The sequence below is a fragment of the Streptomyces sp. NPDC005017 genome (assembly GCF_042873115.1).
Classification (GTDB): Bacteria; Actinomycetota; Actinomycetes; order Streptomycetales; family Streptomycetaceae; genus Streptomyces.
Genome location: NZ_JBIALD010000003.1, coordinates 1 through 20,434, shown reverse-complemented (window position 1 = coordinate 20,434; position 20,434 = coordinate 1). Strand labels below are relative to the sequence as shown.

Here is a 20,434-nt window from a genome sequence, read left to right as displayed (position 1 = left end):
GCGGGGGCGTACGACGGTGTCGTACGCCCCCGCGGTCGAGAGGTCAGGCGGTGGGCAGCCAGTCCACCCGGCCCGCCAGCAGGCCGTATCCGACGAACGCCCCGATGTCGAGCAGCGAGTGCGCCACGACCAGCGGACCCACCCGGCCCCAGCGGCGGTACAGGTAGACGAAGACCACGCCCATCACCATGTTGCCGATGAACCCGCCGATGCCCTGGTAGAGGTGGTACGAGCCGCGCAGCACCGAGCTGGCCATCAGCGAGCTGCCCGGCGACCAGCCGAGCTGATGGAGCCGGCGCAGCAGATAGCCGACGACGATGACCTCTTCCACGACGGCGTTCTGGATGGCCGACAGGATCAGCACGGGGTACTTCCACCACACGTCCGGCAGGGCCTCGGGCACCACCGTGAGGTTGAAGCCGAGGCCCCGGGCGGCGAGGTAGAAGGCGATGCCGGTGCTGCCGATCACGGCGGCGACCGCGGCACCCCGGCCCAGGTCGGGCCGGGGACGGGTGCGGTCGAAGCCGAGGGAGCGCAGGCCCGCGCCCTCGCGCAGCAGGAAGTGCGCGACCAGGGCGACCGGCACCAGCGCGGTGGTGATGCCGAACAGCTGCCAGGCGAGGTCCAGCCAGGGGCGGCCCGGCGCGGCCGAGGCGTTGAGCGTCGCGGCCTGGTCCTTGAGCCCGCCGGGCCTGGTCACCGATCCGATGAAACTGATCAGCGCGGCCACACCGCTAGCGCCCAGCGAGAGCGCCAGCACGAGCAGCGTCTCGTCCCGCAGGATCCGCCTGGACGGCCCCTCCCCCGGCAGGGACTCTCCCACCGCGCCCGCCTCCGCCTGCACACCAGCCTCCAGCCGCTCACCCGTGTTTCGCCCCATCATCACCTGTCGGGACGTACGACGGACGTCAGGGGCGGGAGCGTGCGCCGCCGGGGGCGGGCCCGGCGGCGCGGGGACGGGCGGCTCAGCCGAGCGGCGCGGGCTCAGGCAGGCCCACCGGCCAGGTGTGCACCGGGTCACCCAGGTGCATCAGCTCGCTGTAGCGGCGGGTCGTCGCGGCCAGGGCCTCGGGGCGGGACAGCCCGGCCTCCCGGGCCTTGTGGAAGGTGGCGGCCTGCCAGGACGCCCCGTTGACCCGCCGCCGGCAGCGCTCGTCGATCACGCCGAGGTAGAGGTCGCGGTCGGCGGGCTCCACGCCCCACGCGTCCAGCCCGGCCTCGGCCAGCGGCAGCAGTTCGTCGCGGACCAGGGTGACGGCGTCCACCTCGGCCAGACCGCCGTAACGGCCGCGCCGGGGCCAGCGGAAGCGGGCGTCGATCCCGAGGCGGCAGGCGGTGTCGAAGTTGGCGGCGGCGGTCTCGAACGGCATCCGGGTCCACACCGGCCGTGACTCCTCCGCCAGCGCGCGGACCAGCCCGTAGTAGAAGGCGGCGTTGGCGACGACGTCCGTGACGGTGGGTCCGGCGGGCAGCACGCGGTTCTCCACGCGCAGATGCGGAACCCCGTCGGCTATCCCGTAGACCGGGCGGTTCCAGCGGTACACGGTGCCGTTGTGCAGGACGAGTTCGGCGAGGCTCGGCACGCCGCCCGCGTCGAGCACCTCCAGCGGGTCCTCGTCGTCGCAGATCGGCAGCAGCGCCGGGAAGAACCGCAGGTTCTCCTCGAACAGCTCGTACGCCGAGTTCACCCAGCGCTCGCCGAACCAGGTGCGCGGCCGGACGCCCTGGGCCTGCAGCTCGGGCGGGCGGGTGTCGGTGGACTGGAGGAACAGCGGCGGCCGCGACTCGCGCCACAGCTCCCGGCCGAACAGGAAGGGCGAGTTGGCGCCGACGGCTATCTGCGCGGCGACGGCCACCTGGGCGGCGTTCCAGACGTCGGCGAACCGGGCCGGCGTGCACTGGAGGTGCAGCTGCACCGAGGTGCAGGCGGCCTCGGGCGTGATGGACGTCGCGGTGCAGGTCAGGCGCTCGACCCCGTCGATGTCGAGGGTGAAGCCCTCGCCCCGCGCGGCGACGATCTGGTCGTTGAGCAGCATGTAGCGGTCGGCTGCGGAGAGGTTCGTGGAGACCAGGTCATCGCGTTCCAGGGTGGGCAGAATGCCGATCATCACGATGCCGGCGTCGAGTTCGGCGGCTTTTCGATGGGCATATGCCAGACCGGTGCGGAGTTCCTCGGCGAGCCGGTCGAAAACACGACCGCCCAGCCGGTGCGGGGCAATGTTGACCTCCAGGTTGAATGCGGCCAGTTCGGTCTGGAAATCACGGCTGGCGATCCGTTCGAGGACTTGCGCATTCAACATTCTCGGCATGCCGTCGGCCCCGGCAAGATTCAATTCGATCTCCAGCCCCATGAGGTTCTTGGGCCGATCGAACCGCTTCTCCTCCAGAAGTCGCTCCAGTCCCCTCAGGCACCGCCTGAGCTTGTCGCGGTAGCGCTGCCGATCGGACAGGTCGAACGCTCCTGCCACGACCTTCTCCCCCATCGAGGCGTCCCTCCTCCAGCGGGCGGGCCGGGTTGTCCGGCCGCCGGGCTCCCGGGTCGGAAGGGGATGATGCCCAGCGGGAGCGATCCGTAACGCCTCCGCGGCCGCTCCCGCCCCGCTAGTCTGGTCCCGCACGACGGCAAGGTGATCCGCGGCACATTCCACGGGCAAGCACCGGTTGGTTTCCAGGTCTTGCGACTCGTGAAAAACGCCGACAAGAATAGGCCGACCGCGGTAACCGCAGAGTCCGAGGTCACCTCCTCGCGCGCGAACCGGAACCGGGAGGACTTCCGCATATCCGGGACCGGATTCCCCCTTGCCGCACTTCCCGGCGAGCGCTAGACGAAACATCGACCGAACACTCGTCGTATAAACTTCGCGCACAAGGCAGAGAAGGTCGGCGCCCGCGGTGGCACGGACTTGCCGTCGAGCCGTCATCCGGCGAAACCGCCCGCCCTTTCGTCACGTACCCGGCCTCCGCCTCTCTGACCTCGTGAGCAGACAGCGCCGTCCGCCCGCCCTCGCGTCACCCTGCCTGTCGAGTCAGAGAGGCGACCCACCATGCCCTTGCATGTCCCCGAGGCTCCCTCGCCCGCACTTCGCTCCATCCTCACGGCCCTCGGTTCCCCCACCGCCGTCCGCGAGGCCACGACCCCGGCCCTGCGCGCCGCCCAGGGCCCCCTCACACCCGAACTGCCGCTGCCCGTGCACGTCCTGGACCGGATCACCGGCAAGGGCGCGCCCGTCACACGGCTCGCCGGGTGGCGCTTCCTGATCTTCGGCGGTGGCCGCGCGCTGGCCGCCGCCGAGACCAGGCCGACCCCCGACGGCTGGGCCTTCGCGCACTTCTTCGAGGGGCCCTACATCGCGTCCACCGAGCGCGCGCTGCGCCAGGCCGAGGCGCTGCCGCAGGCGTACCAGCCGCGCCTGCTGTCGATCCCCGGCCTGTACATGCTGACGCTGTGGCTGCACGGCGACTGCCAGGCCGACGGCTCGGCCGGCCGCCCCGGGGCCGCGGATCTGCTCGTCCCGCTTGCCCCCGCTCCACCCGGCATCGCGGCCCATCGCCCGCACCAGGTCACCGAGCTGCTGCCGCTGCTGACCCGTGGCGTGGCCCCGGCCCCGCCGCCCCTGCTGGGCTCGCCCGCCTGACGAGCCCTCGCCCGCCCCGCCGCACCCGTCCGTGCGGCGGGGCTCAGCCATGCCCGGGGCGGGGGCACGGTGCGGTGCGGTGGAGGAGCGCCCTGTCAGGAGTCGCGCAAGACCGTGGAGGACGCCCCGCCACGGGCCGCACAAGAGCGCGGGAGAACACCCCGCCACCAGCCGCGCACAACCGGCGACGGACCGCAACTACCCACTCATGCGAGCACATTTACGCTCGGAGGAGCTGGTCAGAACCCCGCCACCCATCTTGACTAGGCATTTGAGGCCACCGAGAACCACCCGAAAGGACAGTGGGGTTGAGGTGAACCGCCCGCGCGGGTGACGCGTCATGAACAGGTGAGAAGCGGTGCTGCGAAATCCCTGCGGATCGACGCCCGTGGGGCAACACTTGGTTCCGGACCGACTTATCACAACGGGGGGCGGCCATGAACGACGTTTCACGCCGCGGGACAGACACCACAGCGATCACACCCACCACGCCAGAGCGAAAGATCCCATCCATGTGCCAGCACCAGCCACCGTGCCCTTCAGCCGACTCCGCCGACCGGGAGTCCGCCCGTCTTGTGACGGCTCACCCGGAGCAGGGCTGGAGCCTGCTGTGCAACGGCGTCGTCGTCTTCGAGGACACCGGTGAGCTCCTGCCGGACGGCCAGATCATCGCCCCGCACCGCCCGCTGGGCACCAGCCGGGTCGTGACGGCCGCCTGAAACCGCCGGGCACCCGCCCGCGTGACGCACCACAGGGGCCGGACGCGGCACTCACCGCGCACCGGCCCCGACGCATGTCCGCGCCCCGTCGCACCGCTCGAACGCGAAGGCGGCGGTCAGCGGCGAGCCGGCCCACGGGGGGCTTGACCATCACCCGCGGATCGAGCTTGCGCAGCGCGTCCGGCAGCGACCGGCCCAACTGCCCGGGGTCGAAGAATCCCTCGCCCTATGGCTGCCGAGCGGGGCGTGGACGGGGGCGAGCGCGCCGATCAGGGCGACCAGCTGGAGCACGCCGACGGTTACGGGACCCATACGGCTCTCAGAACCTCTCCGGGAAGATCAGGGCGAGGACGAGATAGCCCAGCGGGGCGACGGCCACGACGAGGCCGACGACGTTCTCGGCGGTCACAGCCTGGCCACCCCCTTGGCGACGAGGACCACCAGCGCGAAGGCCGCGACGGTGATGACGACGAAGGCCAGAGCGGCCATCGTGAACTCCTGGAATGAGCTCGGTCGGACAGAACGCTCCGAGCGAACCGCCTCCACGGCCCGAAACCACCGCCGTCGGCGCCTCTCCTACGGCCCCCGCCACCCGCCTTTGACGCCCCTCTTACGGCCCCGCAGGCCGCTCTCACGGCGGCCCCCACGCGCCGCACCCCCTCACGTCGGCAGCCGCTGCCGCCGCGGAGGACGGTGATGCTCAGTCTCCGACCGCCGCGCACTCCCCCGTGCGTCCGGTCCCGCACCCGGCCCCCTCGCCCTCACCTGAGCACCCGGTTTTCGACGGAAGCCTGATACCCAACCACAGACCCGTAGATCACTCTCCGCTTACGCTGGTCGCGCCGTCGCGTGATGGCGGAACCGTACGCCCAGCCGCCTGCAGGGCTGGATGCTGGAGGGGCTCTCGGACATGGGCAAGGGACGCGAGCAGGCCGAACGACCGGCCGAGTCCAGGCTCGAGGCGAGCCGGAGTCGATCACCCACGGGCGACCTCCTAGGGTGACGGGCATGCAGTCCTACACCATCGGACAGGCCGCCCGGCTGCTCGGCGTGAGCCCCGACACCGCCCGCCGCTGGGCCGACGCCGGCCGCGTGGCCACCCGTCGCGACGACAGCGGCCGCCGTGTCATCGAGGGCCGCGACCTTGCCGCGTTCTCCGTCGAGCTGGCCAAGGCGTCGCCCGCCGCCGAGGGCGACGAACCGCCGTACACCTCGGCCCGCAACGCCTTCCCCGGCATCGTCACCGCGATCAAGCTCGGCGATGTCGCCGCCCAGGTCGAGATCCAGGCGGGCCCGCACCGGCTGGTCTCCCTGCTGACCCGCGAGGCCGTGGAGGAACTCGGCCTGGAGGTGGGCATGGAGGCCACGGCCCGGGTGAAGTCGACAAACGTACACATCGACCGCACCTGACCTCCGGCGCCCGCACGGCCCTCGGGTCGCTTCGTCGACATGCGGCGTCGGCCCCGTACGCCGAGAGGCCCCACCCCCGAGGGGGCAGGGCCTCTCCGTGACCGATCTCAGGGCCTCAGGCCCCGGACCACCGGCCGTCAGTCCTCGTACGCGTCCAACGGCGGGCAGGAGCACACCAGGTTCCGGTCACCGAACGCCTGGTCGATCCGGCGCACCGGCGGCCAGTACTTGTCGGCCACCGACACGCCGGCCGGGAACACGGCCTCCTCGCGGGAGTACGCGTGCGTCCACTCCCCGCCCAGCGCGCCCGCGGTGTGCGGGGCGTTGAACAGCGGGTTGTCCTCGGCCGGCCACTCGCCCGCGCCGACCTTCTCGATCTCCGCGCGGATGGCGATCATCGCGTCGCAGAACCGGTCCAGCTCGATGATGTCCTCGGACTCGGTCGGCTCGATCATCAGCGTGCCGGCCACCGGGAAGGACATGGTCGGCGCGTGGAAGCCGTAGTCGATGAGCCGCTTGGCGACGTCGTCCACGCTCACGCCGGTCGCCTTGGTCAGCGGCCGCAGGTCGATGATGCACTCGTGCGCCACGAGCCCGCCGGGGCCGGTGTACAGCACCGGGTAGTGCGGCTCCAGGCGCTTGGCGATGTAGTTCGCGGAGAGCACGGCCACCTGCGTGGCCCGTTTCAGGCCCTCGCCGCCCATGAGCCGGACGTACGCCCACGAGATCGGCAGGATGCCCGCGGAACCCCACGGCGCGGCCGAGATCGGCCCGACGCCCGTCTCCGGGCCGGCGGACGGCTGGAGCGGGTGGTTGGGCAGGTACGGCGCGAGGTGGGACCGGACGGCCACCGGACCGACGCCCGGGCCACCGCCGCCGTGCGGGATGCAGAACGTCTTGTGCAGGTTGAGGTGCGAGACGTCGCCGCCGAAGTGACCCGGCTTGGCCAGGCCCACCAGGGCGTTGAGGTTGGCGCCGTCCACGTACACCTGGCCGCCGGCCTCGTGCACCTGGGCGCAGATGTCGGCGACGTGCTCCTCGAACACACCGTGCGTCGACGGGTAGGTGATCATCAGCACCGACAGCTCGTCGCGGTACTGCTCGATCTTCGCCCGCAGGTCCTCGACGTCGATCTCGCCGTCCTCGGCGGTCTTCACGACGACGACCTTCATGCCGGCCATCACCGCGCTGGCGGCGTTGGTGCCGTGCGCGGAGGACGGGATCAGGCAGATGGTCCGCTGCTCGTCGCCGTTGGCGCGGTGGTACCCGCGGACGGCGAGCAGACCGGCCAGCTCACCCTGCGAGCCCGCGTTGGGCTGGAGGCTGACCTTGTCGTAGCCGGTGACCTCGGCGAGGCGGTCCTCCAGCTCGTGGATGAGCGTGAGGTAGCCCTCGGCCTGCTCCTCGGGCGCGAAGGGGTGCAGCTGGCCGAACTCGGGCCAGGTGACCGGCTCCATCTCGGTGGTCGCGTTGAGCTTCATGGTGCAGGAGCCCAGCGGGATCATGCCGCGGTCCAGCGCGTAGTCACGGTCGGACAGCCTGCGCAGGTAGCGCAGCATCGCCGTCTCGGAACGGTGCTGGTGGAAGACGGGGTGGGTGAGGTAGTCGTCGGTGCGCAGCAGCGCGGCCGGCAGCGCGTCCTCGGTGGCAGCGTCCAGCGCCGCCACGTCGCCCTCGACGCCGAAGGCCGCCCAGACCGCGGCGAGCTGCTCGCGCGTGGTCGTCTCGTCGCAGGAGAGCGACACCTGGTCGGCGTCGACGAGGTGCAGGTTGACACCGTTCGCCCGCGCGGCGGCGACGACCTCGGCGGCACGGCCGGGCACGCGCGCGGTGACCGTGTCGAAGAACGCGCCGTGCACCAGCTCGACACCGCCGCCGGCCAGGCCCGCGGCGAGGATCGTCGCGTAGCGCTGGGTGCGCCGCGCGATGCCCTTCAGCCCCTCGGGGCCGTGGTAGACGGCGTACATGCCGGCCATCACGGCGAGGAGCACCTGGGCGGTGCAGATGTTGCTGGTGGCCTTCTCGCGGCGGATGTGCTGCTCACGCGTCTGCAGGGCCAGCCGGTACGCCTTGTTCCCGTCCGCGTCCACGGACACGCCGACGAGGCGGCCGGGCAGGCTGCGCGCGAACTTCTCGTGCACGGCCATGTAACCGGCGTGCGGTCCGCCGAAGCCCATCGGCACACCGAAGCGCTGGGTCGTGCCGATCGCGATGTCCGCGCCCAGCTCGCCCGGCGACCTCAGCAGCGTCAGCGCGAGCAGGTCGGCGGCGACGGTCACCAGCGCGCCGAGCTCATGGGCCTGGTCGATGACCGGCTTGATGTCCCGCACGGCACCGGAGGCGCCGGGGTACTGGACCAGCACACCGTTGATCTCGCGCCCGGCGATCTCGGCCGGGATGCCCTCGCTCAGGTCGGCGACGACGACCTCGACACCGGTCGGCTCGGCGCGGGTCTCGATCACGGCGATCGTCTGCGGCAGCGCGTCCGCGTCGATCAGGAAGAGGCCCTTCTTGTTCTTGCCCATGCGCCGGGACAGCGCCATGGCCTCGGCGGCCGCGGTGCCCTCGTCCAGCAGGGAGGCGCCGGAGGTGGGCAGGCCGGTCAGCTCGGCGACCATGGTCTGGAAGTTCAGCAGCGCCTCGAGGCGGCCCTGCGAGATCTCCGGCTGGTACGGGGTGTACGCCGTGTACCAGGCCGGGTTCTCCATGACGTTGCGCAGGATGACCGGCGGCGTGAAGGTGCCGTAGTAGCCCAGACCGATCATGGAACCGAGGACCTGGTTGCGGTCGGCCAGCGAGCGCAGCTCGGCGAGCACCTCGGCCTCGGTCCGCGCGCCCGGCAGGTCCAGGGCATCGGCGTTCTTGATCACATCGGGTACCGCGGCGGCGGTGAGCTCGTCGAGGGAGCCGTAACCGACGTGCGCGAGCATCTTGGCCCGCGCCTCCTGGTCGGGCCCGATGTGGCGCTGCTCGAAGGGGATGCCCTGTTCGAGCTCGGAGAGCGGCGTGCGCTGGGCGGTCATTGCGGAGGCCTCCTGGTCTGACGCGACCTTCGAGGGGCACCACGGCGCTGGTACCCCGACGGCCTCCCCCTCTGTCATCTCAACCTGAGAGCTTCACCGGACGCCCGGAGGGCACCCGGCTTTCACCGTCGGTGAGAGCGGACCGTGAACACCCGCCCTGCTTTCCAGAGTGACCTCGTCCGTGCGGTACGTGGGCCTGAGAGATTCCGGGGAGGATTTGCTCCTTCGGCGCCTCCGACAACTACCGGAGGACTCTCCCGCACGGGGTCAGCAGCCTCTGCAAGCCTACCAGCGCGGTTCCCGAGCGGGCCTTCGAGTGGCCGGGCTCACCAATGTGCTCTTTCGTAGTGCTTACGGATGAGTGCCGACCAAGTGGAGGGCTCGTGCAGACCGACATCGATCCGCGCAACCTGATCGGCCGCAAGGCGTTCGACCGCAACGGCACGAAGATCGGCACGATCGACGAGGTGTACCTCGACGACGCGACCGGCGTGCCGGAATGGGCGGCGATACGCACCGGCCTCTTCTCCAGGGACGCCTTCGTCCCCCTGGAGCCCAGCGAACTGATCGAGGGCACACTCCACGTCCCCTTCGAGCGAGCCCTGATCAAGGACGCACCCGACTTCGGGGTGGGCCGCCACCTCTCCCCCGAACAGGAACTCCAGCTCTACCACCACTACGGCCTGGACGTGGCACCGCCTCCCCCGCTCCCCGACCGCGACTTCGGAAACATCGCAGGCAAGGAAGACCCCCGCTAACCCACCCCTCCCCCACCAAACAAGCCCCGGGGCCCCTGACCACGCCTTCTCAAGGGGTGCGGGGAACTGCGCGACAGCCACCCACTGCCCGCAGCCGAAGTCCGAATCGCCCCACCCACCCTCCACCACCCCTGAGGGGCGCGGGAACTGCGCGACCAGCCACGAACGGCCCGCAGCCAAACCCCTCCGCGCCGAGCCGCACACCCGTCGACCACTACGACCAGGCACCCCGCCCGGCAGGGCCCCGCACCAGCGGCAACGGTTCCGCCACAGAAAGAGCAGGGTCCTCGACCCTGAACGTCCGCACCCGCCCCACCTCCGACGTCGGCGTCTCGAACCGCACCGTGACCCGCCCCAGACCACTGCCCTGCACCCACCCGTGCCCGTGCTCGGCGTGGTGGACGTCGCGCCCCGGTGCCCACCGCCGCTCCTGGGGCTCCTCGGCGTCCTCCTTCGACCGCTCCTCGCGAGACTCGTCCTCGGCCACCTGCACCGCCTCCCCCGCGGCCTGCGCGAACAGGTCCTCCTGGGTGAAGTCGGCCAGGCCGCTCACCCCGACCCCGAGCAGCCGCACCCCACCCGTGGTGTCGACGGCCTCCAGCAGCCGCAGCGCGGCCTCCCGCACCACCACCGGGTCGTCGGTGGGCCCCCGCAGCGTCTCGGAGCGGGTCAGGGTCGAGAAGTCGTAGCGCCGTACCTTGAGCTGGATCGTCCGCCCGGACAGCCCGGCCCCCCGCAGCCGCCGTACGCAGCGGTCGGCCAGCCGCTGCACCTCCAGCCCGACCCGCACCCGGTCGTGGATGTCCACGTCGTAGGTGTCCTCGACGGACACCGACTTGGTCTCCCGCTCGGCCACCACGGACCGCTCGTCGCGCGCGAGCGCCATCGCGTAGAGCGCGTGCCCGTGCGCCCTGCCGACCAGTCGCACCAGCTCGTCCTCACCGGCCTCGGCCAGCTCCTCGACCGTGTGGATGCCCGCCCGTCTCAGGTGGTCGCCCGTCGCGGGCCCCACCCCGGGCAGGGTCCGCACGGACATCGGCCCGAGCAGCGCCCGCTCGGTGCCCGGCTCGATCAGCACCAGCCCGTCCGGTTTGGCCTGCTCGGAGGCGATCTTCGCCAGCATCTTGGAGGCCGCCAGCCCGACCGAGCCCGTGAGCCCGGTGACGGCCCGTATGTCCGCGCGCAGCTTGGCCCCGCTCAGCCGTGCCGAACCGGCGTCCCAGGCCGCCTCACCGGCCTCCAGGTCCACGAACGCCTCGTCCAGGCTCAGCGGCTCCACCAGCGGCGACAGCGCCCGCAGCAGCGTCATCACCTGCTCGCTGACCGCCCGGTACAGCGCGAACCTCGGCGCCAGATACGCGGCGTTGGGTGCCAGCCGCCGCGCCTGGGCCATCGGCATCGCCGAGTGCACCCCGAACACCCGGGCCTCGTACGAGCAGGTCGCCACCACCCCGCGCGGCCCGAGCCCGCCCACGATCACGGCCTTCCCGCGCAGGCTCGGCTTGGACGCCTGCTCCACCGAGGCGAAGAAGGCATCCATGTCGAGATGCAGGATCGTGGGCGCGGTTCTCACATCTCCGATGCTGCACCACACCACTGACAATGCCCCGGCCCAGGGCGGAGAGTCTCACCTCGGGCGCTGCCGGAACCCGGTGTTCCGGCAGCGGGCTAGACCGCCTTGTTGCGCCGCCGGGCCAGTTCGTCCGCCGGGTTGTGCCCGACGAGCGTCTCCCCGGTGTCGATGCGTTCACCGTGAAGCTGGGACAGCGCGCTCTCGACGTCCCGCCAGACCACGCCGACGGCGATCCCGAAAACGCCCTGGCCGCCCTGCAACAGGGCGTGCACCTCGTCGGGCGAGGTGCACTCGTAGACGGTGGCGCCGTCGCTCATCAGCGTCATGCGCTCCAGATCGCGGAACCCGCGCTCACGCAGATGCCGGACGGCGCTGCGGATGTTCTGGAGCGAGACCCCGGTGTCCAGGAACCGCTTGACGATCTTCAGGACGACGACGTCCCGGAAGCTGTACAGCCGCTGCGTCCCCGACCCGTAAGCGGGCCGCACGCTGGGCTCGACCAGTCCGGTGCGCGCCCAGTAGTCCAGTTGGCGGTAGGTGATGCCGGCGGCCGCACAGGCCGTCGGGCCCCGGTAGCCGACCTCCTCGGCCGCCCCCTGCGCCGCCCCGCCGTCGGGCACGGCCGTGGGCCGCTGAGCGGTATGACCGGACGCGCTGTCGTAATCGGGACATCCGCGGCTGGAGTGCAGCCGAGAGCCCTGGGGAGGGTACGGGCCGCTCTCCCCCAGACCGCGTCCGGGGGCACCCCCAGCCGTACCGTCGCCGCTGCTTCTCACGCCGACCTCCGTCCTTGACCTGCCCTCTCGACGGTAGGCAGTCACCAAGGGTGCGTCAACGATCGCCACACTCGGCACGCCGAGTGATAATCACCCCAGGAGTGGTTTCCCGTGCCCCACCGCGGGGAAAGGCTAGCCGAATGCACTCGCGGGAGGCCGCAGGACGCTCTCAATCGCCGCTGGCATGTGCCGAGACGGCGGTGTCCCAGGACGGCCCGGCGAGCCCCGCGGATCTCCTCCGCCGGGCCGGCCCGACCGCGGCTCACTGGCTGCTGGTGCCGAAGTCCTCGGGCGAGATCTGGTCGAGGAACTCGCGGAACTTCTCCACCTCGTCCTCCTGCTCGTCCGGGATCGCGATCCCCGCGTCGTCCAGCACCCCGTCACTCCCGTAGATCGGCGTCCCGGTGCGCAGGGCCAGCGCTATGGCGTCGGACGGCCTGGCGCTCACCTCGACGCCGCTGGCGAAGACCAGCTCGGCGTAGAAGACGCCTTCACGCAGGTCCGTGATGCGCACTTCGGTGAGCTCCTGGCCGACGGCCTCCAGCACGTCCTTGAACAGGTCGTGAGTGAGCGGCCGCGCGGGGGCCATGCCCTGCTGCGCGAAGGCGATGGCCGTCGCCTCCCCCGGCCCGATCCAGATGGGGAGGTAGCGGTCGCCTCCCACTTCGCGCAGGAGCACGATCGGTTGGTTGGAGGGCATTTCGACCCGGACACCTACGACATCGAGCTCGTTCACACAGTAACCCTAGGCCGTGCCCGGGACGTTTGGGTAGTCGGGCCCGGCACAGGAGGCCGTTCCCGCGGGGCGTGGGGCGTCGCGAGGGCGGCCGATCCGGTCACCCACCAGCCCGGAGCCGCCCGATGATCAACTCCGCGGCCGGCCCGGGGAAACGCCCTTCCGAGCCGACGCCTTCCGGGCCTCGGACCCCACGTTCGGTCCGTCGGCACTCGGCCCGGCGGCCCGCCTGGTTCGTCACCACTCGAACCACGAGTCAGCTCCGCCCGGTCACCGGGCGGCACCACGAGCACACGCCCGACCGCGTCGGGACGGACCCCCTCTACGGTCCCGGCGGCGCGGCCGCGTCTCAGGGCAGGCGCACCCCGAGCGCCGTCTGCACCAGTGCCGAATGCAGCCTCACCGTGAGCCCGGCGAGCTCCTTCGTACGAGCCTCCGCATGGGCCCTGGTCTGCGGATTGCGGTGCCGCCTGAGCGGAGCCACCACCTGGTCCACCAGCCCGGCCTCACGGTCGGCGGCCGCCTTCATCACCCGCAGGTGCCGCGGCTCGATCCCGAACCGCCCCAGCTCGGCCACCAGGGTCGCCACAGTCACCGTCTCGGCGTCGTACACGCCCTCCGGCAGCGGTGTGATCAGCCCGTAGGACTCCCACTCCACCAGCTCGGACTCCTCGATCCCGGCCGCGGCGAGCAGCTCCGCACGCCCGATCCGGGCCGCCGTGGGACCCTCCGCCGGCTCCGGCGGGGCCTCGCCGTCGCGCTGACGGCCGACGGCCGGAAGCCGCACGTCCTCGCCGCGCGCGACAGCTTCGAGATACTCGCGGATCACCTTGAGCGGCAGATAGTGGTCCCGCTGCATCCGCAGCACATGACCGAGACGCTCGACGTCACTCACGCTGAACTTGCGGTACCCCGAAGGGGTGCGCTGCGGTTCGATGAGCCCCTCCGACTCCAGGAAACGAATCTTGGAGATGGTGACTTCGGGGAACTCGTCGCGCAGCGCGTTCAGCACCGTGCCGATGCTCATCAGTCCACTGTCCGCCGCGGCGGTGCCACTCCCGGCACCGCCGCTCGGTGTTTGAAGCATGGACCTTCCCTGGGGATCCCCCGGACCTGGGTCCGGAGCGGGTCAGATGCCCTGGCGGCTCGCGTAGAAGACGAGCCGGTACTTACCGATCTGCACCTCGTCGCCGTTGTGCAGTCCGACCTGGTCGATCCGCTCGCGGTTGACGTACGTGCCGTTCAGGCTGCCCACGTCGGCGACGGTGAACGAGCCGTCGGGGCTGCGCCGGAACTCCACATGGCGGCGCGAGACCGTCACGTCGTCCAGGAAGATGTCGCTCTGCGGGTGCCGGCCGGCCGTGGTCAGCTCGCCGTCCAGCAGGAAGCGGCTGCCCGAGTTCGGACCGCGGCGCACGACCAGCAGCGCCGAGCCCAGCGGCAGCGCGTCGACCGCGGCCTGCGCCTCGGGCGACAGCGCCGGCACCTGCGTCTGGCCGGTCACCTCGGCGTCGTAGGCCTCGAGCCCGCTGATGGAGATCGTGGACGTCGTCTCGGACGGACGCTCCGGGGCCGCGCCGGCCCGCAGCGGAGCACCGCAGTTGGAGCAGAAGCGGCTGTTCTCCGCGTTGCGGTTACCGCACCTCTGGCACACCAGGGCCGACATGGACGGATCCTCCTGCCGCGGCTGCCCCGCCGGGGCGTTGGACGCGTACGGGTCGGCGGCGTATCCTCCGCCCGCAGCTGGGGTCGACGGTTGGCCGAAACCTATGCCGCCCGCCTGGGCAGGGTCAACCGACGGCGCGCCCGGACCGCCGGAAATGTCGCCGCCCGGACCAGCGACCTGGTCACGGAACAGCGGCCGCTGACCTTCGGCGTCGGGCTGGGCGCGATGACGAGCGGTGGCGCTGTTGTCGCCGCCGTCTCGCGCGCTCTTGCCGAACAACTTCGCAAACAACTTCACGGGCGATTCCCCTTGACCGAAATAGACCCGCCCGTGGGGCAGGACGAACCCTGACTGCACACTCTGGCCGAGCCGGACATCATGACAACGTCCGTAACCACCAGACAGTTTCCACCACGCACCACCCATTCGGTGCGGCGACCCCCCGCAACCTCTTGCCCTCGACGGACGCCCCCCATGCACCCCCGGTTCACTGGGAGGACGACCGAGCGTAGTCAGGCTGCTTCGCGGGTCGCAAGGCATCCACGATGATCTTGTCCGAACGCTCAACCGTAACGGTGGCCTGCTCCTTCTCCAGCGTCTGCACCACGCCTCCTGGGATGTTGAGTGCCGGTTCGAGGTCCTGAGGCTTGCCGATGACCTGGAAACGATAGGGCGCGTTGATCTCGTTCCCGTCGACGCTCACGGAGTTGCCGGAATCCGTCAGGTACGTCCCGGCCACCACCCGCACGCCGTTCACCTGGATCGCCTCGGCACCGGCCGCGCGCAGTTCCTGGACGGCGTCGAGCAGCATGTCGGCCTCGACGGTGCCCTTCGTGTCGTCGATCGTCATCGTGATACCGGGCCCCTGGGCGGCCACCGTGCCCGCCAGGATGCCGAGTTGCCTCTCCTTCTCGATCGTCTGCCTGCGGGCCTCCTCCGCCTGGTCGGAGCTGTTCTCCAGCTCGTCCCGCTGCTTCTCGAGACCCTGCTTCTCGTCCTCAAGACGCTGAGTACGGTCATCCAGTTCATCGAGGATGCGCACAAGATCTTCCTGGCGCGCTCCGCGCAGGGCGGTGTCGTCGTCGCTGTTGGACGCGACCTGCACGGCGAGACCGAAGCCCAGACCGAACAACAGCAGGGCGACGATGAGTTGGGCCCGGCTGACACGCGGCGGCCACAGCCCATTCACCAGCCTCTGGCGGCCCGTGAGCACGGGCTCCGCCGGCTCCTCCACGGGCTCGACGGGAGGCGCCACGGGCACCTCTTCGGGCAGTTCCTTGCGCAGCCGGTTCTCGGCCGTCTCGTCCTGGTCGCTCATCGGCCTCACGCCCGGAAGACGTGCCGGCGGATCGCGGCCGCGTTGGAGAAGATCCGGATGCCGAGCACGACCACCACACCCGTGGACAGCTGCGCGCCCACGCCCAGCTTGTCCCCGAGGAACACGATCAGCGCGGCGACCACGACGTTCGACAGGAACGACACCACGAAGACCTTGTCGTCGAAGATCCCGTCGAGCATGGCCCGCAGACCGCCGAACACGGCGTCCAGCGCCGCCACGACGGCGATCGGCAGATAAGGCTCGACCACCGCCGGAACCTCAGGCCGGACCAACAGGCCGGCCACGACTCCCACGACGAGGCCCAGTACGGCGATCACGATGTGCCCTTCTCAGCTTGCGGCTGTGCTGTCTCGGTTATCGGCTGTGCGGTACGGACGATCACGCTGGGCGCGGCGGGCAACCGCAGCTCGTCCTCCGACGAGATGGCGGTACGGATCCCGTAGCTCTCCTGGAGGACATGCAGATACACACCGTCCGCGCTGTCCTGGAAGGCGGTCTTGAGCCCCTTGCCGTCCCCCACCGCGAGCACCGTGTACGGCGGCACCAGCGGCCTGTTGTCGACCAGTATCGCGTCACCCGCGGCCCGGATCGCGGACAGCGCCGTCAGCCGCTGCCCGTTGATGGAGACGGCCTCGGCGCCCGATTCCCACAGCCCGTTCACCACGCGCTGGAGATCACGGTCGCGTACCCGGCCCGTGTCGGAGAAGCCGGACGTCCCTCGCGGATTGGCGTCGCCGCCGTCGGAGGTCCCCTTGGCGTCGTCGACGACCAGCTTCACGCCGGGCCCGTGGACCTCCACGGCACCCGACAGGACGCCCACCAGATCCGCCTGGCCGCTGCCGCCGCTGTCCTTCAGTGCCTCGCGCTGCCGCGCGCTCACGTCGTCCCGCAGCTCGTCCACGGACTTCTCGAGCTCGTCCGCGGCGTCGGTCTCGCGCCCGATGCGGTCGATCAGCTCCTCGCGCTCCTTGGCCACCACAGGGGCCGCGACGCGCGCCTGTGCGGCGCCCACGGTCACCACGAGGGCCGCGAGCACCAGACCGGCGGCCAAGCCCAGCTTCGCCCGGAGCGTCCTGGGCAGTCCCCCCTCGCCGGCGGCGGCCTTGCGGGCCGTAGCCTCCGCGTAGCCGTCGTCCAGGCTGTGATCCATCACGTTGGTGAGCAGCGACATGGACGCGTCCGGACGCGGGGCGCGCGTCGGACTGCTCCGAACGGGGGGCTGCGACATGCCGCACATCGTCGCACGTCGTGGCCGGTACCTCCGAATGGCCCCACGGACGTGCCGGACAGGTCCCCGGAGGGCACCTGTCCGGCACGCGCGCGTGGCGCCTTCTCACCGTCCGGCGAACACCGCCGGACGTCCCGTGGAGCGCGCTGTCACCGCCCGGCGCTGTCCACCACGGCCGACCACTCGTCGAGCAGGGCCTGCGCCGACGCGTCGTCCGGCCCCTCCGCCCACAGATGGGTGACGGCCTCGGCCGGGTCGGGCAGGACCATGACCCAACGCCCGTCCGTCTCCACGACCCGTACACCGTCCGTGGTGTCCACGAAGCGGTCTCCGGCCTCCTCGACGACCCGCCGCATCACGAGACCCTTGACCGCCCACGGGGTCGCCAGATCGCGCTTGAGGACGTGCGCACGCGGAATCCGCGCGTCGATCTGGCTCAGCGTGAGCTGCGTCCGCGCCACCAGCCCGATCAGCCGTACGAAGGCCGCCGTACCGTCGAAGACGCTGCTGAACTCGGGGACGATGAAGCCGCCCTTGCCGTCACCGCCGAAGATGGTCGACTCGTCGTGGCCGACCCGTGTGAGGTCGTCCGGCGATGTCGTCGTCCACTCGACCTGCGTCCCGTGGTACGCCGCCACCTGCTCGGCGATACGCGTGGTCGTCACCGGCAGCGCCACCCGCCCGCTGCGCCGCTCGGCGGCCACCAGGTCGAGCATCACCAGCAGAGCCCGGTCGTCCTCGACGATGCGTCCCTTCTCGTCCACGAGCGACAGCCGCTCGCCGACCGGGTCGAACCGCACGCCGAACGCCGCCCGCGCGGACGCCACGATCTCGCCGAGACGCACCAGGCCCGACCGCCGTGTCTCGGCCGACTCGGTCGGCCGGGACTCGTCGAGACCCGGATTGATGGTCAGCGAGTCCACCCCGAGCTTGCCCAGCAGACTCGGCAGCACCAGTCCGGCGCTGCCGTTCGACGCGTCGACGACGACCTTCAGCCCCGACTCGGCGATGCCGGTCGTGTCGACGTTCCTCAGCAGCGAACCGGTGTACGAGTCGAAGACGCTCGCCGGGAAGTACAGGTCCCCGATCTCGCCCGGGAACGCCCGCCGGTACTCCTGACGCGCGAACACCCGGTCCAGCTTGCGCTGACTGCCCTGCGAGAGATCCGCGCCCTGGCTGTCGAAGAACATGATGTCCACCGAGTCCGGCACCCCGGGCGACGTCCGGATCATGATCCCGCCGGCGCTCCCCCGCGCCGTCTGCTGCCGCGCCACGGGCAGCGGTACGTTCTCCAGGTCGCGTACGTCGATGGCGCTCGCCTGCAACGCGGAGATGACGGCCCGCTTCAGCGCACGCGCGCCACGTGAGTGGTCACGGGCCGTCGTGACGGTCGAGCCCTTCTTCAGCGTGGTCGCGTAGGCGCCGGCCAGCCGCACGGCCAGCTCGGGTGTGATCTCCACGTTCAGAATCCCGGAGACACCGCGGGCGCCGAAGAGATGCGCCTGTCCTCTGGACTCCCAGATGACCGAGGTGTTGACGAATGCGCCGGCCTCGATCGTCTTGAAGGGATAGACCCGGACGTTGCCCTGAACGATCGATTCTTCACCGATCAGGCACTCGTCTCCGATGACAGCGCCGTCCTCGATCCGGGCCGCCCGCATGATGTCGGTGTTCTTGCCGACGACACAGCCGCGGAGATTGCTGTGCTGCCCGACGTACACGTTGTCGTGCACCACGGCCTTGTGCAGGAACGCACCGCTCTTGACGACCACGTTCGAGCCGACGACGGTGTGCTCGCGAATCTCCGCGCCGGCCTCGACCTTGGCGTAGTCGCCGATGTACAACGGTCCGCGCAGAACGGCGTCGGGGTGCACCTCGGCGCCCTCGGCCACCCAGACGCCCGGGGAGATCTCGAAACCGTCGATCTCCACGTCGACCTTGCGTTCGAGCACGTCAGCCTGTGCCTTGACGTAGCTCTCGTGCGTGCCGACGTCCTCCCAATAGCCCTCGGCCACGAATCCGTAGACCGGCTTGCCCTCCTTCATCAGCTGAGGGAAGACGTCGCCGGACCAGTCGACGGGCACGTCGGCCTCGACATAGTTGAATACCTCGGGCTCCATCACGTAGATGCCCGTGTTCACCGTGTCGGAGAAGACCTGTCCCCAGGTCGGCTTCTCGAGGAAACGCTCGACCTTTCCCTCTTCGTCGACGATGGTGATGCCGAATTCCAGCGGATTGGGCACACGCGTCAGACAGACGGTGACGAGTGCGCCCTTCTCCTTGTGGAAGTTGATGAGCTCGGTCAGGTCGAAATCGGTGAGCGCGTCACCGGAGATGACCAGGAAAGCGTCGTCCTTCAACGCCTCTTCGGCGTTCTTGACGCTACCGGCGGTACCGAGTGGCTTCTCCTCGTTGGCATAGGTGAGCTCCATGCCGAGTTCTTCACCGTCACCGAAGTAGTTCTTGACCAACGAGGCCAGGAACTGGACGGTGACCACGGTCTCATTGAGCCCATGCCTTTTGAGCAGCCTCAGAACGTGCTCCATGATCGGCCGGTTGGCCACCGGCAGGAGCGGCTTGGGCATGCTTGAGGTCATGGGGCGCAGGCGTGTGCCTTCGCCTCCGGCCATCACGACGGCCTTCATGTCGGAAGCGTCCTCCTCGAAGAGACGACGGTCTAGCCGACTTCACCCGCTACGAATTGTCCCGCACTTTTACGTTGCGGGCGATCGCGCCGTTGCGGCCTGGTCCATCCGCGAGTTCAATCGGCGATGGCGTCCGCACGGACTAGACGGCGGACTTGCACCACGTACAGGACTCCTGCCCACCAGTAGAGCGTTGTACCCCATCCTGCGAACGCCCATCCGAAAACGGCGCCAAGTGACGAGATCCATCCGCTTCCGTCGCTGAGCAGGAGCAGTGGGAACGCGTACATCAAGTTGAATGTAGCCGCCTTCCCGAGGAAGTTCACCTGGGGCGGCGGATACCCGTGGCGGCGGAGGATGCCCACCATGACCAACAGGACCAGCTCACGAGCGAGTAGTACCGCGGTCAACCACAGGGGCAGAATCTCGCGCCAGGTGAGTCCGACCAGGGTGGACAGAATGTAGAGCCGGTCGGCCGCGGGGTCCAGGAGCCGGCCGAGGCTGCTGATCTGGTTCCACCGCCGCGCCAGCTTCCCGTCGAGATAGTCGGTGATCCCGCTGAGCGCGAGGACGAGAAGCGCCCACCCGTCACTCTTCGGGCCCCCGAACTCGGGCCTCAGGATCAGCCACAGGAAGAGCGGCACTCCGAGCAGTCGCGCCATGCTGAGGATGTTCGGGATGGTGAACACCCTGTCCGTCTGGACGCGGGTCTCCTGGACCTCCAACCGGGGGCCTCCTGCGGTGAACGTGCCGATGATGCCCCCTGACCTTACCTCAACGCAAAAAAGCTCCGGCTCCTGGGTTATTCACCCAGGAGCCGGAGCTATAAGAATTGTTCGGCGGCGTCCTACTCTCCCACAGGGTCCCCCCTGCAGTACCATCGGCGCTGTAAGGCTTAGCTTCCGGGTTCGGAATGTAACCGGGCG

19 protein-coding genes, 1 rRNA gene and 1 riboswitch are annotated in these 20,434 nt (G+C 70.3%); of the genes, 4 read left to right on the top strand and 16 right to left on the bottom strand.

All coding sequences use genetic code 11. The features are described from left to right. Positions 1–43: 43 nt before the first annotated feature. Both ACFYR0_RS05070 and ACFYR0_RS05065 read right to left on the bottom strand, forming a co-directional pair. The gene (locus tag ACFYR0_RS05070) at positions 44–844 is read right to left on the bottom strand and encodes a CPBP family intramembrane glutamic endopeptidase (RefSeq protein WP_389322778.1); all 801 of its coding nucleotides are present in this window, start codon (positions 842–844) and stop codon (positions 44–46) included. 121 nt (positions 845–965) lie between these two features. Beyond that, entirely contained in the window at positions 966–2,483 is a 1,518-nt protein-coding gene (locus tag ACFYR0_RS05065) for a glutamate--cysteine ligase (RefSeq protein WP_389322015.1), read from the bottom strand. A 561-nt stretch (positions 2,484–3,044) separates the two neighbouring features. Here ACFYR0_RS05065 and ACFYR0_RS05060 point away from each other — a divergent pair. Beyond that, positions 3,045–3,635: a hypothetical protein gene (locus tag ACFYR0_RS05060; protein ID WP_389322013.1), complete on the top strand. Its 591-nt coding sequence runs from the start codon at positions 3,045–3,047 to the stop codon at positions 3,633–3,635. Between the two features lie 512 nt (positions 3,636–4,147). Beyond that, entirely contained in the window at positions 4,148–4,354 is a 207-nt protein-coding gene (locus ACFYR0_RS05055; RefSeq protein WP_386383582.1) for a DUF5999 family protein, read from the top strand. A 319-nt stretch (positions 4,355–4,673) separates the two neighbouring features. Here the strand turns inward: ACFYR0_RS05055 and kdpF are convergent, their stop codons facing one another. Both kdpF and ACFYR0_RS05045 read right to left on the bottom strand, forming a co-directional pair. Further along, complete coding sequence (kdpF, locus tag ACFYR0_RS05050) at positions 4,674–4,763, bottom strand: K(+)-transporting ATPase subunit F (RefSeq protein ID WP_389322011.1); 90 nt, start codon at positions 4,761–4,763, stop codon at positions 4,674–4,676. Continuing rightward, positions 4,760–4,900, bottom strand: coding sequence for a hypothetical protein (locus ACFYR0_RS05045; RefSeq protein WP_389322009.1), 141 nt, complete (start codon positions 4,898–4,900; stop codon positions 4,760–4,762). Before ACFYR0_RS05045 ends, kdpF begins: the two co-directional genes overlap by 4 nt. A 462-nt stretch (positions 4,901–5,362) precedes the next feature. Between ACFYR0_RS05045 and ACFYR0_RS05040 the strand changes: the two genes are divergently transcribed. Continuing rightward, on the top strand, positions 5,363–5,764 hold the full coding sequence (locus ACFYR0_RS05040; RefSeq protein WP_389322007.1) for a molybdopterin-binding protein: 402 nt from the start codon (positions 5,363–5,365) through the stop codon (positions 5,762–5,764). Between the two features lie 137 nt (positions 5,765–5,901). Here the strand turns inward: ACFYR0_RS05040 and gcvP are convergent, their stop codons facing one another. Beyond that, positions 5,902–8,787, bottom strand: a complete 2,886-nt coding sequence (gene gcvP / locus ACFYR0_RS05035) for an aminomethyl-transferring glycine dehydrogenase (RefSeq protein WP_389322005.1) — start codon at positions 8,785–8,787, stop codon at positions 5,902–5,904. A gap of 174 nt (positions 8,788–8,961) precedes the next feature. Continuing rightward, positions 8,962–9,057: riboswitch (glycine riboswitch) on the bottom strand. 113 nt (positions 9,058–9,170) lie between these two features. Between gcvP and ACFYR0_RS05030 the strand changes: the two genes are divergently transcribed. Continuing rightward, the gene (locus ACFYR0_RS05030; protein WP_389322003.1) at positions 9,171–9,545 is read left to right on the top strand and encodes a PRC-barrel domain-containing protein; all 375 of its coding nucleotides are present in this window, start codon (positions 9,171–9,173) and stop codon (positions 9,543–9,545) included. A gap of 214 nt (positions 9,546–9,759) precedes the next feature. On the opposite strand, the gene ACFYR0_RS05025 is transcribed toward ACFYR0_RS05030, so the two are convergent. The 11 genes from ACFYR0_RS05025 to rrf all read right to left on the bottom strand — a co-directional run. Further along, positions 9,760–11,118 (bottom strand): DNA polymerase IV, encoded by a 1,359-nt coding sequence (locus ACFYR0_RS05025; protein ID WP_389322001.1) that lies wholly within the window; start codon positions 11,116–11,118, stop codon positions 9,760–9,762. A gap of 95 nt (positions 11,119–11,213) precedes the next feature. Then, positions 11,214–11,894, bottom strand: a complete 681-nt coding sequence (locus ACFYR0_RS05020) for a MerR family transcriptional regulator (RefSeq protein WP_389321999.1) — start codon at positions 11,892–11,894, stop codon at positions 11,214–11,216. A gap of 262 nt (positions 11,895–12,156) precedes the next feature. Further along, entirely contained in the window at positions 12,157–12,630 is a 474-nt protein-coding gene (locus ACFYR0_RS05015; protein ID WP_004002801.1) for a bifunctional nuclease family protein, read from the bottom strand. 349 nt (positions 12,631–12,979) lie between these two features. Continuing rightward, positions 12,980–13,717, bottom strand: coding sequence for a MerR family transcriptional regulator (locus ACFYR0_RS05010; RefSeq protein WP_389321997.1), 738 nt, complete (start codon positions 13,715–13,717; stop codon positions 12,980–12,982). A 42-nt stretch (positions 13,718–13,759) separates the two neighbouring features. After that, positions 13,760–14,722 carry an FHA domain-containing protein gene (locus ACFYR0_RS05005; protein WP_389321995.1) on the bottom strand — a complete coding sequence of 321 codons (963 nt, stop codon included), beginning with the start codon at positions 14,720–14,722 and terminating at the stop codon, positions 13,760–13,762. Positions 14,723–14,783: 61 nt separating this feature from the next. Continuing rightward, on the bottom strand, positions 14,784–15,614 hold the full coding sequence (locus ACFYR0_RS05000; protein ID WP_389321993.1) for a DUF881 domain-containing protein: 831 nt from the start codon (positions 15,612–15,614) through the stop codon (positions 14,784–14,786). 5 nt (positions 15,615–15,619) lie between these two features. After that, on the bottom strand, positions 15,620–15,952 hold the full coding sequence (locus tag ACFYR0_RS04995) for a small basic family protein (protein ID WP_003988855.1): 333 nt from the start codon (positions 15,950–15,952) through the stop codon (positions 15,620–15,622). Further along, positions 15,949–16,872, bottom strand: a complete 924-nt coding sequence (locus tag ACFYR0_RS04990; protein ID WP_389321991.1) for a DUF881 domain-containing protein — start codon at positions 16,870–16,872, stop codon at positions 15,949–15,951. The genes ACFYR0_RS04995 and ACFYR0_RS04990 overlap by 4 nt, the downstream gene beginning before the upstream one ends. A gap of 140 nt (positions 16,873–17,012) precedes the next feature. Further along, positions 17,013–19,508: a sugar phosphate nucleotidyltransferase gene (locus ACFYR0_RS04985; RefSeq protein ID WP_389321989.1), complete on the bottom strand. Its 2,496-nt coding sequence runs from the start codon at positions 19,506–19,508 to the stop codon at positions 17,013–17,015. A gap of 116 nt (positions 19,509–19,624) precedes the next feature. Further along, positions 19,625–20,233, bottom strand: coding sequence for a CDP-alcohol phosphatidyltransferase family protein (locus ACFYR0_RS04980; RefSeq protein ID WP_389321987.1), 609 nt, complete (start codon positions 20,231–20,233; stop codon positions 19,625–19,627). A 109-nt stretch (positions 20,234–20,342) separates the two neighbouring features. Further along, positions 20,343–20,434, bottom strand: a 5S ribosomal RNA gene (gene rrf, locus ACFYR0_RS04975); the annotation flags it as partial.

Coding starts and splice junctions, on each gene's coding strand:
- ACFYR0_RS05065 (WP_389322015.1), bottom strand. CDS start 2,483: ATGGGGGAGAAGGTCGTGGCAGGAGCGTTCGACCTGTCCGATCGGCAG.
- ACFYR0_RS05060 (WP_389322013.1), top strand. CDS start 3,045: ATGCCCTTGCATGTCCCCGAGGCTCCCTCGCCCGCACTTCGCTCCATC.
- ACFYR0_RS05055 (WP_386383582.1), top strand. CDS start 4,148: ATGTGCCAGCACCAGCCACCGTGCCCTTCAGCCGACTCCGCCGACCGG.
- ACFYR0_RS05040 (WP_389322007.1), top strand. CDS start 5,363: ATGCAGTCCTACACCATCGGACAGGCCGCCCGGCTGCTCGGCGTGAGC.
- gcvP (WP_389322005.1), bottom strand. CDS start 8,787: ATGACCGCCCAGCGCACGCCGCTCTCCGAGCTCGAACAGGGCATCCCC.
- ACFYR0_RS05010 (WP_389321997.1), bottom strand. CDS start 13,717: ATGCTTCAAACACCGAGCGGCGGTGCCGGGAGTGGCACCGCCGCGGCG.
- ACFYR0_RS05005 (WP_389321995.1), bottom strand. CDS start 14,722: ATGGGTGGTGCGTGGTGGAAACTGTCTGGTGGTTACGGACGTTGTCAT.
- ACFYR0_RS05000 (WP_389321993.1), bottom strand. CDS start 15,614: ATGAGCGACCAGGACGAGACGGCCGAGAACCGGCTGCGCAAGGAACTG.
- ACFYR0_RS04990 (WP_389321991.1), bottom strand. CDS start 16,872: ATGTGCGGCATGTCGCAGCCCCCCGTTCGGAGCAGTCCGACGCGCGCC.
- ACFYR0_RS04985 (WP_389321989.1), bottom strand. CDS start 19,508: ATGAAGGCCGTCGTGATGGCCGGAGGCGAAGGCACACGCCTGCGCCCC.